The sequence below is a fragment of the Enterobacter chuandaensis genome, assembly GCF_039718975.1.
GTDB lineage: Bacteria > Pseudomonadota > Gammaproteobacteria > Enterobacterales > Enterobacteriaceae > Enterobacter > Enterobacter chuandaensis.
The window spans coordinates 2,064,575-2,078,566 of sequence record NZ_CP097173.1; the positions used below are offsets into that span (position 1 = coordinate 2,064,575).

The window sequence follows — 13,992 nt, forward strand, 5'->3', positions numbered from 1 at the left end:
TTATTGCTGAAGACGGTTGCGCCAGGCGGTCAGAACGTCGCTGCGCGTAATCAGACCGAGAAAACGGTCATTATCATTAATCACGGCCACCAGACCGCGGTCGAAAATGGCGTGCAGGGCGCTCTCCGGGGCGTGTTTATCGAGGAATTCCACCTGACGCGTCATGGCTGCCGTCACCGGCAGGGCAAAGCGCTCGCCGTCGCCGCCGATATGCCGCAGGAGATCCCACTCGTCGATAATGCCGACCACCTTGCCGTTCTCCAGCACCGGCAGCTGGGAGATGTCATACAGACGCATGCGTGCCAGCACGGTGGAAAGCGTGTCGTCCGGGGCGGCGGTGACCGTAGCGCCTTCATCGTGGCGCAGGGCGATGTAGTCGGAGAGATCGCCCGCCTGCGGGCGCGAGATGAGCCCTTGCTGGCGCAACCAGTCGTCGTTAAACATCTTCGATAGATACTTATTGCCGCTGTCGCAGGCGAAGGTCACCACGCGTTTCGGCGAGGTCTGCGCCTGGCAATATTTCAGCGCCGCCGCCAGCAGCGTGCCGCTGGAGGAGCCCGCCAGAATACCTTCCGTTTTCAGCAGATCGCGCGCGGTGGTGAAGGCCTCGCGGTCGGTAATGCGCCAGGCGCGATTCACCCCTTCGATGTGCGCCAGCGGCGGAATAAAGTCTTCGCCAATACCCTCAACCAGCCAGGAGCCCGCGTCGTGGTAACGTCCGGTTTCCACCTGGTCGGCGAGAACCGACCCGGCGGGGTCAGCCAGGACAAACTCCGTGTGCGGCGAATGCCCGGCGAACCACGCCTGCAGGCCGCCCAGCGTCCCGCCTGAACCCACGCCGACCACAATGGCGTCAATTCTGCCGTCAAGCTGCTCATACAGCTCCGGTGCGGTGGTGGTGCGGTGCGCCAGCGGGTTGGCTTCATTGTTGAACTGGTCGATATAAAACGCGCCGGGCAGCTCATTTGCCAGGCGCTGGGCGTAATCCTGGTAATAGGCGGGGTGCCCCTTATTCACGTCCGAGCGGGTCAGCACCACCTGAGCACCCAGCGCGCGCAGGTGGAAAATCTTCTCGCGGCTCATTTTGTCCGGCACTACGAGGATCAGCGAGTAGCCTTTCTGCGCGGCGATGAGCGCCAGGCCGAGGCCGGTATTCCCCGCCGTTGCCTCAATAATCGTGCCGCCCGGCTGAAGCTGGCCCGTACGCTCCGCTTCGTTAATCATCGACAGCGCAACGCGGTCTTTAATCGAGCCGCCGGGGTTCTGGTTCTCCAGCTTCAGAAACAGCGAGCAGGGGCCGGTATCAAGCTTATGCAGCTGGATCAGCGGGGTGCGGCCAATCAGTTCGGTGACGGAGTGGTAAATCGTCATGGTGTTTTCCTTTCTGGATGTCATGACGGGATGATAGGGCGGTGAAATTTTCGCAATAAAGAACCTTTCACTGCCTTTTAGAACAGAAAGGAATATAAATGCCGATTTTGGATGTCAGGACAGCAAGACGTAAAGTTGTCTGGATGTGGGGATGGCTATATCGGCATGGAATGCTGAAAAAACGACCGCTTTTACGGGGTGTCAGCGAGCAGATATGCATCTGGTAGATAATCATTGCTGAAATTGGTCTAAATCCTTCCCACCCGGCAAAACCGCTGTTTATTTCTGAAAGTTATAAGACATGCTTTTTTGTTCATTTAAAAGCTGATAACGCCTGTTTACTATCATTTGGACATCCATACTGCTAAACCGCTATGTGCGGAACGGATAACGTATAAGAATGATCGTACTCAGGAATATTTCGAAGGTTTTTGACAACGGAAAAGTCGCGCTGACGGCCGTTGATAACGTCAATTTGACGATTGAGCAGGGACAGATTTACGGCATTATCGGCTACAGCGGCGCCGGAAAAAGCACGCTGATTCGCCTGCTGAACGGCCTGGAAAAACCCAGCGCCGGAAGCGTCACCATTAACGGGCAGGATATCTCCGCTGCGAAAGGTGAAGCGCTGCGTCAGGCGCGCCTGAAGATCAGCATGGTGTTCCAGCACTTCAACCTGCTGTGGTCGCGCACGGTGAGCGAGAATATCGCCTTCTCGATGCAAATCGCCGGTGTGCCAAAAGCTAACATTAAGGCGCGCGTCGCCGAACTGGTGGAGCTGGTAGGCCTGAAGGGGCGCGAGAATGCGTACCCGTCGCAGCTGAGCGGCGGGCAAAAACAGCGCGTCGGTATTGCCCGCGCGCTGGCCAACAACCCCGACGTGCTGCTCTGCGATGAGGCCACGTCCGCGCTCGACCCGCAGACCACCGATCAGATCCTCGATCTGCTGTTAGACATTAACCGCCGTTTCAAACTCACCATCGTGCTGATCACGCACGAGATGCACGTGGTGCGCAAAATCTGCGACCGCGTGGCGGTGATGGAGAACGGCAAAGTGGTGGAAGAGGGCGACGTGCTGAGCGTCTTTACCCATCCGCAGCAGCCCATTACGCAGCAGTTTGTCCGTCAGGTAAGCCAGTACGCGGAGGAAGAGACCTTCAATACCGAACTGGCTAACGATCTGGAAGGCACGGTCATCAGGCTGACCTTTACCGGACACAGCACGCACAAGCCGATTGTCGGGGAATTAACCCTGCGCTACGGCCTGCCGTTTAACATCCTGCACGGGAAAATGACGCAAACCGCCCACGGGGTGTTTGGTCAGCTCTGGGTGCACGTCGTGGCATCCGATGAACAACTGAACAATATCCTCGCCGACCTGCAGCACAGCGATATTGAAGGCGAGGTAATTAAACATGGCTGAGAATCTCTTTCCGCATCTCAAGTGGGATCAGCTCTGGGCGGCGACGCTGGAGACGCTGTACATGACCGCGCTTTCCGGCGTGGCGACGTTTGTGCTGGGCATTGTGCTGGGCCTGGCGCTGTTTTTAACCGCGCGCGGTGGGCTGTTCCACAACCGCACGGTCTACAGCGTCATTTCGATTGTGGTGAACGTGTTCCGCTCGATCCCGTTCATCATTCTGATTGTCCTGCTGATCCCGTTCACCAAGACCGTCGTCGGCACCATCCTTGGTGCTAACGCGGCGCTGCCAGCGCTGATTGTTGGCGCGGCACCGTTCTACGCACGTCTGGTCGAAATCGCCCTGCGTGAAGTGGACAAAGGGGTCATTGAAGCAACGCGCTCGATGGGCGCACGACTGAGCACGCTCGTGTTTCGGGTTTTACTGCCGGAATCATCACCTGCACTGGTTTCAGGTATTACGGTGACGCTGATTGCGCTGGTGAGCTACAGCGCAATGGCGGGGGTGATTGGCGCCGGTGGTTTGGGAAATCTGGCTTATCTGGAAGGATTCCAGCGCAACCATGGTGACGTCACGCTGGTGGCAACGGTGACCATTTTAATCATCGTTTTCATTATCCAGTTCTGCGGCGATGTCATTACTTCACTGTTAGATAAACGCTAATAAATACACACAGGAACCACATCATGAAAAAGACACTGACACTGATTGCCGCCGCAACCCTGAGCGCCCTGAGCTTTGCCTCCTGGGCCGACACCCTGACCGTGGGCGCATCCAACACCCCGCACGCAGAAATTCTGGAGCAGGCCAGGCCGATTCTGGCGAAGCAGGGTATCGACCTGGAGATCAAACCGTTCCAGGACTACATTCTGCCGAACACCGCGCTGGCGGGTCATGACATCGACGCCAACTACTTCCAGCACATTCCTTACCTGAACAGCGTGCTGAAAGATCACGCGGGTGATAAGGACTACGATTTTGTCAGTGCGGGCGCGATCCACATTGAGCCAATCGGCATCTACTCCAAAAAATACAAGTCGCTGAAGGACCTGCCGGAAGGCGGCAAGATCATCATGCGTGACGCGGTTTCCGAGGAAGGCCGTATTCTCTCCATCTTCGAGAAAGAGGGCGTGATCAAGCTGAAGCCGGGCATCGATAAAGTGACAGCGCGCATCAGCGACATCGTTGAGAACCCGAAAAAGCTGAAGTTCACGCCTAACGTGGAAGCGTCCCTGCTGCCGCAGATGTACAACAACGACGAAGGCGACGCGGTGGTGATTAACGCCAACTACGCGATTGACGCCGGTCTGGACCCGGTTCACGACCCGATTGCGGTGGAGAGCGGTGAAAATAACCCGTACGCCAACATCATTACCGTGCATCGCGGCGACGAGAAGAAGAAAGATATTGTCGCGCTGGTGAACGTGCTGCACTCGAAAGAGATTCAGGACTGGATCCGCACCAAATACAAAGGCGCGGTCATTCCCGTAAATAACTAATTTACTGATTTTACAGATGAAGCCCGACGAGTCTCTCGCCGGGCTTCTTTTTTGTATCCGGCGGGAGAATCATTTAAGCTCAACGTTTAAAAGGCAATGGAGTGATGACGATGGGTAACGTGACCAAAGATGAAGCGCTGTACCAGGAGATGTGCCGGGTGGTCGGCAAAGTGGTGCTTGAGATGCGTGATTTAGGGCAGGAGCCGAAGCATATTGTCATTGCGGGCGTGCTGCGCACGGCGCTGGCGAACCAGCGCATCAAGCGCAGCGCACTGACAACCGAAGCGATGGAAACGGTGGTTAAGGCGCTGGCCGGCTAACGCGCCAGCGTTTCGCGACCTGTTCAAGCGAGCAGCAGAGCAGATAATAGACCGCACCCGTAAAGATAAAGATGGCCGCCGGGTAGATTTGCACCCGGTTATTTACCTGTCCCGCCACCGTGGTCAGCTCCGGGACGTTCACGATGAATGCCAGCGACGTATCCTTCAGCAGGCTGATAAAAATCCCCACCAGCGACGGCAAAATATTTCTCAGCGTCTGCGGCAGCAGCACGCGCCACAGGGTTTGCTGCGTGCTGAACCCCTGAGACAGCGCGGCCTCGTTTTGACCCAATGGGAGCGCCCTGAGCCCGGCAAAAACTGAATGCATCACCGATGCCGCCGTAAACCAGGCCAGCGCCAGCGTCACGGTCAGCGCCCCCGGCAGATCCCCGCCGGTTATCAGCGGCAACAGATACCACATCCAGAAAATCACAAAAATCAGGGGAATACCGCGAATCAACTCCGCCCACAGAAAAAGCCCCCTGCGCACCAGCCCAGGATAGCGCCAGGCGAGGCACGCCAGCGCCACGCCGCCGGGAAGCGCAAGCAGGGCGGCCCCTGCGGCCATCAGCAGCGAGAGCAGTACGCCGCCGGGTTCACCCGCTGCCGTTCGTCCCCACAGCAGATAATCCAGGTTTTCGACAATAACGTTAAATCCGGCAATCATCTTTTTTCCTCCCTGAATGCGGGCCGACGCGCACCAGCACCATCCCCATGACAATGCCGGTAAGCAAATAGAGCACCGTACCGACGATAAACGCCTCCAGGGCGTGGGCGTTGTAACTTTCAATCTGCCGGACCTGGTAGGTTAGCTCAGCAAAGCCAATCCCGCTGGCGAGCGAGGAGAGCTTCATCAAATTGAGGTACTGGCCGACAACGGGCTGCCAGGCGTTGGCGAGCCCCTGCGGCAGAAGAATGTAGCGAAATAAACGCCACGAGGAGAACCCTTGCGCCAGCGCCGCTTCCTGCTGTCCGGCAGGAACAGAACGCAGCCCCGATGCCACTTCCTCAATTAAAAACGCCGAGGTAAAGACGCCTAACCCCCAGGCAGAACATAAAAACTCAGGGGTAAACCACCAGACGTCGCCGGGCAGAATTGACCAGCTGTGATCCGCGTTCACCGCGTCCCGAAAGCCCTGCGGTAACCCGTTCCAGGCGGCGAAATACCAGAACAGCAGCTGCACCAGCAGCGGCGTATTGCGAAACAGCGATACCCAGCCGCTGACGACCGCATTCCCGATGCGTCCACCGGAAAGACGCAGGAGCAAAAAGAACGGCGCAAGCAGGCTGGCGATCAGCCCCCCCGCCAGCGTCACCCACAGGGTGGTGAGAAATCCGGAGAGTATCCACTGCAGAGGCTGTCCGGTCAGCACGCCTTGCCAGTCGAGGGCGGGCATCAGAGGTGCTCCTGGTGCAGCGGGTTCAGCACTTTTTGCAGGAAACGCTGCGCCCGGGGATGCGACGGTTGACTGAAAAATTGCGCCGGCGGCGCGGTTTCAAGAATCTGCCCGCCGTCGATAAAGACAATCCGGTCGGCAATTTCCCGGGCGAACTGCATCTCGTGAGTCACTACAATCATGGTGATCCCGCTATGGGCAAGGGCTTTCATGACGAATAACACTTCGCCAATCATCTCCGGATCGAGTGCCGACGTCGGCTCGTCGAAGAGGATGATCTGCGGCGACGAGGCCAGGGCGCGGGCAATCGCCACGCGCTGCTGCTGGCCGCCGGAAAGTTGCGCGGGAAAATGATGGGTTTTTTCCAGCATCCCGACCTTTTCCAGCAGCGCCAGCGCGCGCTCCTGAGCAGGCTGCGGTTTCCAGCCGTGCACATGCTCCAGCGCCAGGGTGATGTTCTGGCTGGCGGTGAGGTGGGCATACAGATTGAACTGCTGAAACACAAACCCAACCCGGCTGCGCAGCTGGCGCAGCCTGCTGCCGGAAAGCTGCCCGGTCGGCTTGCTGTCGACAAGGATTTCCCCGCCGCTCAGGGTTTCAAGCTGGTTGATAAGACGGATCAGCGTTGATTTACCCGAACCGGAAGGGCCGAGAATAGCAACCACTTCACCGGGCGTGATGGTGAGGTTAATGTCGCGTAAAACCTGATGGTCGCCGTAGCGTTTGTCTACGTGACGAAACTCAACGCTGGCCTGTTCCAGATGTGAAAAATCCGCGGCACCGGCCGCGGAGTGGGAGAATAAACCTGAGAGCATATTACTGGGCTTCTATTTTAAAGGCGCGAGGCTGTGGCGCGGGCGTGTTTGGGCCAAACCAGACATCATAGATTTTTGCCGCCTGACCGTTCTTCTCGAGATTAACCAGCTCATCGTTAACGGCTTTCAGCAGCGCCGTTTCGCCTTTTTTTACCCCGACGCCAATCTCTTCCTTGCTGAGCAGGTCGGGCAGGATTTTAAAGTTCGCTTTATCCGGGGCCTGCGCCAGCAGACCCGCCAGGATGGTGCTGTCCTGGGTAATGGCCTGCACGTTGCCGTTGCGCAGCGCCGTCAGCGCCAGCGGAATGTCATCATAAGAGAGCACGCGGGACTGCGGGAAACGCTGGTGGAGCGCCTGTTCACCTGTGGTGCCTTTGACCGCGCCAATGCGCGCCCGGCTGTAGTCATCAAGCTTGTCCGGTGATGTAGCCGGAACCAGGAACTGTTGTCCGGTCACAAAATAGGGCGTTGAGAAATCAATCACCTGCGCGCGTTCCGGGGTGATGGTGATATCCGCCACAATCAGATCTGCTTTACCGGACTGAAGCAGCGGAATACGGTTCGCCGGATTGGTGGCAACCAGTTCAAGCTTCACGCCGAGTGATTTTGCCAGTGCTTTGGCAAAGTCCACGTCGTAACCCACGATCTCGTGCGTTTTTGCATCAATAGAGCCAAACGGCGGGTTGGCGTCAAATGTGGCGACTTTCACCACCCCCGCGGCCTTAATATCCGCCAGTCGATCGGCCAGCGCCTGCGTTGAAAACAGGCTCCCGGCGGCCAGTAATCCCAGCACAACCGTCCCTTTTTTAAACCCATTCATCTTTGCTGCCATAGTTATCGTTCGTCCCGTTGTTTTTGTTTTGCACCGTTACGCTCCCATAAGCAAAAGCTATCGCCAAATAAGAAATCGTTCTTTGCTATATACAAAAAAGCATTAGTGAACAGCATGTTACTGGCAGGTAAATGAACGGAGCTATTTGCACTTCCTGCACATCGACTGCCGGAATTGATATTTCCGCTGCCCGGAAACGCGTGCTTAACTCAGGTCAGGTGAAGCGAGAGGGGTAAAGGCAATGAAAAAATGGATCAGCACGCTACGGCGGTTTTTTGCGACCCGGCCAGCGAATGCGGAGAACAGCGCGCAGCGTGTTCTGGAGTCAATACTGCCTGTCGCCAGCCTGTACGGCGTAGACGTGGCCAACATCGACCCGGAGTGGTTCCATGATAAAACGTCACGCTGAACTGCGCCGCACGCGCGAAATGTACTGGAACGAGCTGTGCGTGAGGGCTGTAAAGCAGGGATGAGCGGAAAAATACGCGGGTAAATCCTCGGTAAACGATGGCCGTTTTGTTACCACTATCTCCTTTCAGAGATGGAGATGATAATGAAACGGACAGTATTAACCCCGGCACTTTCTGCCACTGCATTACTGATTGCCATGCAGGCGGCGCACGCTGCGCCACAGGCGCACGTTGTCTGCGGCTACTCCCACACGCTCGGCGACGATGCCATTATGATGTATGGCATGCCCAACGAAGCCATGCTGCACGATTTTTTTGGAAACGTGCAAACGGATGCCTTCTCCAGCCGCGAATCGCTGCGTAGAGATGAAAAGACCACCTGCGATAACAAAGCCGACAGCTCGGCCTACTGGGCTCCCTCACTGAGGTTGCCTGACGGAACGGTGGTCAAACCGGCCTATCAAAAAACCTATTATCAGGCATCGAACGTGGACGCCTGGCCGCTGCACCCGTTCCCGGCGGGGCTGTCGCTGCTGGCGGGGGATCATCACGGTACCGCGCCGAATCCGCATATCACCTTCTTATGCGCCAACGGCAAGGGCTACACCACCAAAACGGGCGAAGTTTGCGGCTTACGCAAGGCGAACGATGCCGTGCAGTTTAATATCGGCATTCAGTTTCCAAACTGCTGGGACGGGGTCAACCTGAAGCCCGCCCACGGGCTGGTCAACGCCACTTATGACACCAAAGGGCAGTGCCCGTCCGCCTTCCCGATGAAAATCCCGACCGTGAACATGAATATTGCGTACGTGCTCCCGACGATTAGTTCGCTCGATACCAGCAAAGCGCAGCTTTCGCTCGATCCCATCATGCACGGCAGCGAGCGGGAAGAGCGGTGGGGGAGCCTGTATACGGCGCATGCGGACTTTATGAACGGCTGGACGGAAGACGCCGCGCGCTTTATGACCGATCTGTGCATGAACCGCGGTCTGGATTGCGGCACTACCGTTCCGTATGGCTACTCAAAGGCGAAAGCCAACGTCTGGCTCAGCAGCCTGGAGCCCGCGCTTTCCCAGCCGGATCCCCAGGTTTTACTGGTGCAGGATAACTGGCAGAACGGCGGGCGCACCAAAAACAGCGAAACGCTGTCGCTGGTGAAGTTCCATATTCCCCCGCTGCCTGCCGGGCAGGATGCTTCGCAGTTTAAATATCGCGTGCGTATTTATGGCGGGAAAGTGGAAACCAACGGCGCGGATCAAATCTTCTTCTATCCGGCAAGCAATGACTGGGATCCGGCCAGCGTGAGCTGGCAGTCGCGGCCAGCCTGCAGCTACCGTTCGGATGCGGTGCTTTACCTGAACCACGCCCGCGAGTACCGGATGGTGGACGTGGATAAAGCGGTGCGCAAGGCGCTGGCTGAAGGGAAAACCGAGATTTCGTGGTACATCGGCGGCGATCGTCAGGGAAATCATTACCAGTTTGAGACGGCTACTTCCCCGCAAAGCCTGATCCTGATGCTGACCGGCTTTAGCAAAACGCCGGAGATCTGATTACGCCCGCGTTTTTTTGTTCTCATCAACGTTAACTGGTAATGTCGACAGCCTGAATGACGGGCCAGTTAACGCTATGAGCATAAAAAAGATGATAAAGCGCAGTATCGCTGCGTGGCTAGTGATCTGCCTGATAAGCGGCGTGCTGCTGTACGCGGAACAGATACGCCGCCAGTTCTGGGAGCGCGATCGCGAGTTTACGGCACTCTATTCGGCGATCGGCGCCGTGCTGACGCAAAACGAGTCGGTGTTGCCGCTTCTGAATGGCGATGAAGATATCACCGCGTTACGCAAAAAATTCCCGCATATTAAGGCTCTGGAAAAAACCACCGGTCGCGCGCTGGACGCTGCCCGCGTGGAGCCGTTTCGCGGCGTTCAGTACTGGCTATACAACCCGTGGCGGCAGATCCGCGTTCTGATTGACTTAAGCGCGCTGCTTCCGGCGCGCCATACTTTTGCACAGCTGCATTTAAGCGTCACGAATGATGATACACCGCCGTCGACGGGGGCGTTCTGGCACTGGCAGCGCACCTTTCCGCAACACACTCAGCCTTTTATCCTCTCCGCCTCGGCAAATCCGAACTGGTTCCGGGTTGCCTGGTTGCCCTATCCGCTGCTCTTTCTGGCGTGGGGAATAGTGATTGCGGGCGCGGGAACCGTGCTCTGGCAGCGCAAACAGCGCCAGCAGGCCGAACAGCGTGCGCTCTATTATCAACACGCCAGGCTTAACACGCTGGGAGAGATTACCGCGGGCATCGTCCATGAAATCAACCAGCCGCTGACCGCCGTGCAAACCTGGATCCAGGGCGCGCAGCGGCAGCACCAGCAGGGGAATCCGCAGGCTGTGTCGCAGGCGCTCGCGGCGGCGCTGCTGCAAACGCAGCGCATTAGCGCCTTGCTGACGCGTTTCCGAGAGCATGTTGTTCAGGAGAAGGTGACCCTGCGGGAAACCGATCTGGTACAGTGCTGGCAGCAGGTGGAAAATTTACTCGAGCACGAGCGCAAATCGAGACGTATCGCGATTATCCATGCGTTTGCCGCGGATGCCACGACCGTGCTGGCGGACAGGCTCTGGCTGGAGCAGATCCTGCATAATCTGCTCAGCAACGCGATTCAGGCGCAGCAGGAGAACACGCACGGCTGGGTACGAATCGACAGCCAGAAAAATGAGAAGGGTATTCTGGTCACCCTGACCGACGGCGGGCCCGGGTTTAGCCCGGAAGCCCTGGAGAACGCGTTTATGCCCTTCTTTAGTGGACGCCCCGGCGGAATTGGGCTGGGGATGACGTTAACGGAAACGCTGATAACGCGCATGAACGGCTCGATCGCCCTGGGCAATGCCCCGCAGGGTGGGGCGCAGATCCGCTTGCAGCTGGCGGAAGGAAAGGAGACAAAGCATGGATAAGATGGTCTGGCTCATCGATGACGACGAGTCCATCAGAGAATCATTAGCGTTTCTGCTGTCGGGGATGGGCTGGCAGGTGCAGACGTTTGAGAGCGTCGACGCCTTTACGCGGGCACACAGTGGTGAACCGGCGCTGGTTGGCTGTCTGCTGCTGGATATGCGCATGCCGGGTAAAGGCGGGCTAACCTGGCTGGAAGAAGGCGAATGGCCGTGGCCGCTGCTGCCGGTGATTATTATGACCGGGCACGGCACCGTCGATGCCTGTCGTCGGGCGTTTCGTAATGGCGTGTTCGAGTTTTTCACCAAGCCGCTCGATGCCGATAAGCTTATCGAAACGGTGGGGCTGGCCCTTGCAGAAAGCCAGCGGCGTTTTACCGCCTGGCAGGAAATTTCGCGGCTTAAAGCGCGCTTTGAGCAGTTAACCGCGCGGGAACGCGAGGTATTGATGGTGCTAATTGAAGGGTGCAGTAATAAAGAGGTGGCCGCGCGTCTGAACCTCTCGCACAGAACCGTGGAAGCGCACCGCGCGGCGGCGTTTGCCAAGCTCGGGGTCACCAGCCTGGTTCAGGCAAGCCGGGAATATGACAAATTGCAATCCGTATAACTACCAGGTGGAGTGCGTAATCAACCGAATTACGTTTCGTTGTGCAGTTAAGTAACCTTTGAGATGTCAAACAACACTCGAGGAAGTGCAATGAAAAAAGTCATGATGGTTGCGGCACTGGTCGCGGGTAGCGTAAGTCTGGCCGCACAGGCCGAGACGTTGACCCAAAAAAATCTCTCTCTGGCGCAGGCAAACGCGCTGGCAACATCCGCCATTCAGTCCTGTGCAGCGAAAAATTACCAGGTCGCGGTCACGGTGGTTGACCGTGCGGGCGTGGTAAAAGCGGTGCAGCGTATGGATAATGCCGGTCCTCACACGGTAAAAGCCAGCGAAATGAAAGCGTTTACGGCACTTAGCGCAAAAAATGCGTCAGGCAAAGTGATGGAGGCGGCGCAGAGCAATGCGGGCGCACAGAACATGCGTGATATTCCTGGCTTCCTGCTGCTGGCCGGTGGTCTGCCGGTAAAAGAAGGCGATGAGGTGATTGGGGCGATCGGCATCGGCGGTGCGCCGGGCGGTCACCTTGATGAAGCCTGTGCTCAGGCGGCCATTGACGGGCTGAAAAAGTAATATAAAAAAGCACCGGTTTTACGGTGCTTTTTTTTATCAAATTTTGCAGGCATCACCGCAGTCATCATCGGCAACGATCGCCTGCGCTTTTTTATCCGCGTCGTCCAGACGTTCCGCGTTACGCTCTTCCGCTTCATCCAGTCCGTTAAAAACCAAGTTATCGAGATCAATTTCCATGTGGCACCTGCTATGTTCAGTTTTTGATACTGGCACAGTATAGGGTAAAAAACGCCGGTAATGTACCTCGCAGCACATAAGGATAATCCCTGCCATACTCAGTGCTTTATCGCTGAGGAGCGCTCATGATTACCCTCTGTAAAACCTGCGGAACCGCCTATGATGGAAAGCCCGAAAGATGTCCGATTTGCGAGGATGAACGCCAGTACGTCCCGGCCAGCGGCCAGGCGTGGATTGAGTACGCGACGGTAACGGCCACGCACGACAATAAATGGCAGTTGCTGGAGCCCGCGCTGTTCAGTATCAAAACGGTGCCCGCTTTTGCGATTAACCAGCGGGCGCTGCTCCTGCGCACCCCGCACGGCAACATTCTCTGGGATTGCATCGCCAACCTTGACCCGACAACCGAAACGCTCGTCTCCGCGCTCGGTGGCCTAAGCGCCATTGCGATTTCACATCCGCACTATTACACCACGATGCAGGAGTGGGCCGCGGCTTTCGATGCACCGATCTATCTGCACGCCAGTGACCGCGAGTGGGTGATGCGTGACAGCCCGGCAATTCATTTCTGGGAGGGAGAGGCGCTGGAGATTTGGCCGTCCGTCACCTTGCTGCGTCTCGGCGGCCATTTTGCGGGCGGGACGGTGCTGCACTGGCAGGAGGGTGAGGGCGTTTTACTGGCGGGTGATATCCTGCAGGTCACCCCGGGGAAAGATGCGGTGTCGTTTATGTGGAGTTACCCGAATATGCTCCCTCTGCCAGCCCGTACGGTTGAGGACGTCACCCGGCGTCTGAAAGGGAAAGCGTTCGCCCGTCTTTACGGGGCGTTTGAAGGGCAGACTATTTCGGCGAACGCCGACGACATCGTCCAGCGGTCGGGCCAGAAATATATTGCTTGTCTCAGGTAAAGTACGGTGGGTAAACTTTACAAGTGTGATCGCGATCATACCTAAACTAAAACAGATAAAAGAGAAATTGCTATGCAACATATCATTGAAGGTTTTCTCAGCTTTCAAAAAGAGATTTTCCCGCAACGTAAAGAGCTCTTTCGCAGTTTAGCGTCCAGCCAGAATCCCAAAGCGCTGTTCATCTCCTGCTCCGACAGCCGCCTGGTCCCTGAACTGGTTACCCAGCAAGAGCCGGGACAGCTCTTTGTCATTCGTAATGCTGGCAACATTGTCCCGCCTTTCGGACCGGAGCCGGGCGGCGTATCTGCAACTATCGAGTACGCGGTGGTAGCGCTGGGCGTGACGGATATCGTGATCTGCGGTCACTCCAACTGTGGCGCGATGAAGGCGATTGCCGATAACGCCAACCTGGAGCCGATGCCTGCCGTCTCCCACTGGCTGCGCTATTCCGACGCGGCGAAAGCCGTGGTGGAGAAGAAAGCCTGGGACAAGCCGATCGACAAAGTCAATGCGATGGTGCAGGAAAACGTGTTTGCCCAGCTGAGCAACATTAAGACCCACCCGTCCGTCGCGGTGGGCCTGCGCAACAACTCTATCCGACTGCACGGCTGGGTGTACGACATTGAAAGCGGCGAAATCCGTGCGCTGGATAAAGCGACGAAAACTTTCGTTTCCCTGTCTGAAAATCCGGAAGTCTTCTTCGAGTAATATCG

The 13,992-nt window shown here is 57.0% G+C and carries 17 protein-coding genes; 11 read left to right on the forward strand and 6 right to left on the reverse strand.

Features of this window, described 5'->3' with window-relative positions:
• On the reverse strand, positions 1 to 1,371 hold the full coding sequence (locus MX657_RS10075; RefSeq protein ID WP_346808326.1) for a cystathionine beta-synthase: 1,371 nt from the start codon (positions 1,369 to 1,371) through the stop codon (positions 1 to 3).
• Between the two features lie 400 nt (positions 1,372 to 1,771).
• On the opposite strand from MX657_RS10075, the gene MX657_RS10080 reads away from it, so the two are divergent.
• The 4 genes from MX657_RS10080 (at position 1,772) to fumD (ending at position 4,611) form a co-directional block, all read left to right on the forward strand.
• Positions 1,772 to 2,794, forward strand: a complete 1,023-nt coding sequence (locus MX657_RS10080; RefSeq protein ID WP_346808328.1) for a methionine ABC transporter ATP-binding protein — start codon at positions 1,772 to 1,774, stop codon at positions 2,792 to 2,794.
• On the forward strand, positions 2,787 to 3,455 hold the full coding sequence (locus MX657_RS10085; RefSeq protein WP_008500617.1) for a methionine ABC transporter permease: 669 nt from the start codon (positions 2,787 to 2,789) through the stop codon (positions 3,453 to 3,455). Before MX657_RS10080 ends, MX657_RS10085 begins: the two co-directional genes overlap by 8 nt.
• A 23-nt stretch (positions 3,456 to 3,478) precedes the next feature.
• The gene (locus tag MX657_RS10090; RefSeq protein WP_119914750.1) at positions 3,479 to 4,291 is read left to right on the forward strand and encodes a MetQ/NlpA family ABC transporter substrate-binding protein; all 813 of its coding nucleotides are present in this window, start codon (positions 3,479 to 3,481) and stop codon (positions 4,289 to 4,291) included.
• A 110-nt stretch (positions 4,292 to 4,401) separates the two neighbouring features.
• Complete coding sequence (gene fumD, locus MX657_RS10095; RefSeq protein WP_028012876.1) at positions 4,402 to 4,611, forward strand: fumarate hydratase FumD; 210 nt, start codon at positions 4,402 to 4,404, stop codon at positions 4,609 to 4,611.
• Here fumD and MX657_RS10100 read toward each other — a convergent pair.
• Genes MX657_RS10100 through MX657_RS10115 form a run of 4 tightly spaced genes read right to left on the reverse strand, consistent with a single transcriptional unit; the run spans position 4,592 to position 7,655 of the window.
• Positions 4,592 to 5,278, reverse strand: coding sequence for an amino acid ABC transporter permease (locus MX657_RS10100; RefSeq protein ID WP_119914749.1), 687 nt, complete (start codon positions 5,276 to 5,278; stop codon positions 4,592 to 4,594). The genes fumD and MX657_RS10100 overlap by 20 nt on opposite strands.
• Entirely contained in the window at positions 5,262 to 6,008 is a 747-nt protein-coding gene (locus MX657_RS10105) for an amino acid ABC transporter permease (protein ID WP_346808329.1), read from the reverse strand. Before MX657_RS10105 ends, MX657_RS10100 begins: the two co-directional genes overlap by 17 nt.
• Positions 6,008 to 6,823: an amino acid ABC transporter ATP-binding protein gene (locus MX657_RS10110; RefSeq protein ID WP_346808330.1), complete on the reverse strand. Its 816-nt coding sequence runs from the start codon at positions 6,821 to 6,823 to the stop codon at positions 6,008 to 6,010. Before MX657_RS10110 ends, MX657_RS10105 begins: the two co-directional genes overlap by 1 nt.
• Position 6,824: 1 nt before the next feature.
• Entirely contained in the window at positions 6,825 to 7,655 is an 831-nt protein-coding gene (locus MX657_RS10115) for an ABC transporter substrate-binding protein (protein WP_265194049.1), read from the reverse strand.
• 241 nt (positions 7,656 to 7,896) lie between these two features.
• Between MX657_RS10115 and MX657_RS10120 the strand changes: the two genes are divergently transcribed.
• From MX657_RS10120 to MX657_RS10140, 5 genes are all read left to right on the forward strand, one after another.
• Positions 7,897 to 8,064: a hypothetical protein gene (locus MX657_RS10120; RefSeq protein ID WP_013096943.1), complete on the forward strand. Its 168-nt coding sequence runs from the start codon at positions 7,897 to 7,899 to the stop codon at positions 8,062 to 8,064.
• Between the two features lie 144 nt (positions 8,065 to 8,208).
• Positions 8,209 to 9,615 (forward strand): DUF1996 domain-containing protein, encoded by a 1,407-nt coding sequence (locus MX657_RS10125; protein WP_346808333.1) that lies wholly within the window; start codon positions 8,209 to 8,211, stop codon positions 9,613 to 9,615.
• A gap of 91 nt (positions 9,616 to 9,706) precedes the next feature.
• On the forward strand, positions 9,707 to 11,020 hold the full coding sequence (locus MX657_RS10130; RefSeq protein WP_346808335.1) for a sensor histidine kinase: 1,314 nt from the start codon (positions 9,707 to 9,709) through the stop codon (positions 11,018 to 11,020).
• On the forward strand, positions 11,013 to 11,624 hold the full coding sequence (locus MX657_RS10135) for a response regulator transcription factor (protein ID WP_346808336.1): 612 nt from the start codon (positions 11,013 to 11,015) through the stop codon (positions 11,622 to 11,624). The genes MX657_RS10130 and MX657_RS10135 overlap by 8 nt, the downstream gene beginning before the upstream one ends.
• A gap of 90 nt (positions 11,625 to 11,714) precedes the next feature.
• Entirely contained in the window at positions 11,715 to 12,194 is a 480-nt protein-coding gene (locus MX657_RS10140; protein WP_061098446.1) for a GlcG/HbpS family heme-binding protein, read from the forward strand.
• A gap of 36 nt (positions 12,195 to 12,230) precedes the next feature.
• Here MX657_RS10140 and MX657_RS10145 read toward each other — a convergent pair whose 3' ends face one another.
• Complete coding sequence (locus MX657_RS10145) at positions 12,231 to 12,371, reverse strand: hypothetical protein (protein WP_003857665.1); 141 nt, start codon at positions 12,369 to 12,371, stop codon at positions 12,231 to 12,233.
• A gap of 125 nt (positions 12,372 to 12,496) precedes the next feature.
• On the opposite strand from MX657_RS10145, the gene MX657_RS10150 reads away from it, so the two are divergent.
• Both MX657_RS10150 and MX657_RS10155 read left to right on the forward strand, forming a co-directional pair.
• Positions 12,497 to 13,279, forward strand: a complete 783-nt coding sequence (locus MX657_RS10150) for an MBL fold metallo-hydrolase (protein WP_119914742.1) — start codon at positions 12,497 to 12,499, stop codon at positions 13,277 to 13,279.
• A gap of 72 nt (positions 13,280 to 13,351) precedes the next feature.
• A complete protein-coding gene (locus tag MX657_RS10155; RefSeq protein WP_080327337.1) occupies positions 13,352 to 13,987 on the forward strand; it encodes a carbonic anhydrase in 636 nt (211 codons plus the stop codon).
• The last annotated feature ends 5 nt before the right edge of the window (positions 13,988 to 13,992 follow it).

Coding starts and splice junctions, on each gene's coding strand:
- MX657_RS10100 (WP_119914749.1), bottom strand. CDS start 5,278: ATGATTGCCGGATTTAACGTTATTGTCGAAAACCTGGATTATCTGCTG.
- MX657_RS10115 (WP_265194049.1), bottom strand. CDS start 7,655: ATGGCAGCAAAGATGAATGGGTTTAAAAAAGGGACGGTTGTGCTGGGA.
- MX657_RS10145 (WP_003857665.1), bottom strand. CDS start 12,371: ATGGAAATTGATCTCGATAACTTGGTTTTTAACGGACTGGATGAAGCG.
- MX657_RS10080 (WP_346808328.1), top strand. CDS start 1,772: ATGATCGTACTCAGGAATATTTCGAAGGTTTTTGACAACGGAAAAGTC.
- MX657_RS10105 (WP_346808329.1), bottom strand. CDS start 6,008: ATGCCCGCCCTCGACTGGCAAGGCGTGCTGACCGGACAGCCTCTGCAG.
- MX657_RS10110 (WP_346808330.1), bottom strand. CDS start 6,823: ATGCTCTCAGGTTTATTCTCCCACTCCGCGGCCGGTGCCGCGGATTTT.
- MX657_RS10125 (WP_346808333.1), top strand. CDS start 8,209: ATGAAACGGACAGTATTAACCCCGGCACTTTCTGCCACTGCATTACTG.
- MX657_RS10150 (WP_119914742.1), top strand. CDS start 12,497: ATGATTACCCTCTGTAAAACCTGCGGAACCGCCTATGATGGAAAGCCC.
- MX657_RS10130 (WP_346808335.1), top strand. CDS start 9,707: ATGATAAAGCGCAGTATCGCTGCGTGGCTAGTGATCTGCCTGATAAGC.
- MX657_RS10120 (WP_013096943.1), top strand. CDS start 7,897: ATGAAAAAATGGATCAGCACGCTACGGCGGTTTTTTGCGACCCGGCCA.
- MX657_RS10085 (WP_008500617.1), top strand. CDS start 2,787: ATGGCTGAGAATCTCTTTCCGCATCTCAAGTGGGATCAGCTCTGGGCG.
- MX657_RS10135 (WP_346808336.1), top strand. CDS start 11,013: ATGGATAAGATGGTCTGGCTCATCGATGACGACGAGTCCATCAGAGAA.
- MX657_RS10140 (WP_061098446.1), top strand. CDS start 11,715: ATGAAAAAAGTCATGATGGTTGCGGCACTGGTCGCGGGTAGCGTAAGT.
- MX657_RS10090 (WP_119914750.1), top strand. CDS start 3,479: ATGAAAAAGACACTGACACTGATTGCCGCCGCAACCCTGAGCGCCCTG.
- fumD (WP_028012876.1), top strand. CDS start 4,402: ATGGGTAACGTGACCAAAGATGAAGCGCTGTACCAGGAGATGTGCCGG.
- MX657_RS10155 (WP_080327337.1), top strand. CDS start 13,352: ATGCAACATATCATTGAAGGTTTTCTCAGCTTTCAAAAAGAGATTTTC.
- MX657_RS10075 (WP_346808326.1), bottom strand. CDS start 1,371: ATGACGATTTACCACTCCGTCACCGAACTGATTGGCCGCACCCCGCTG.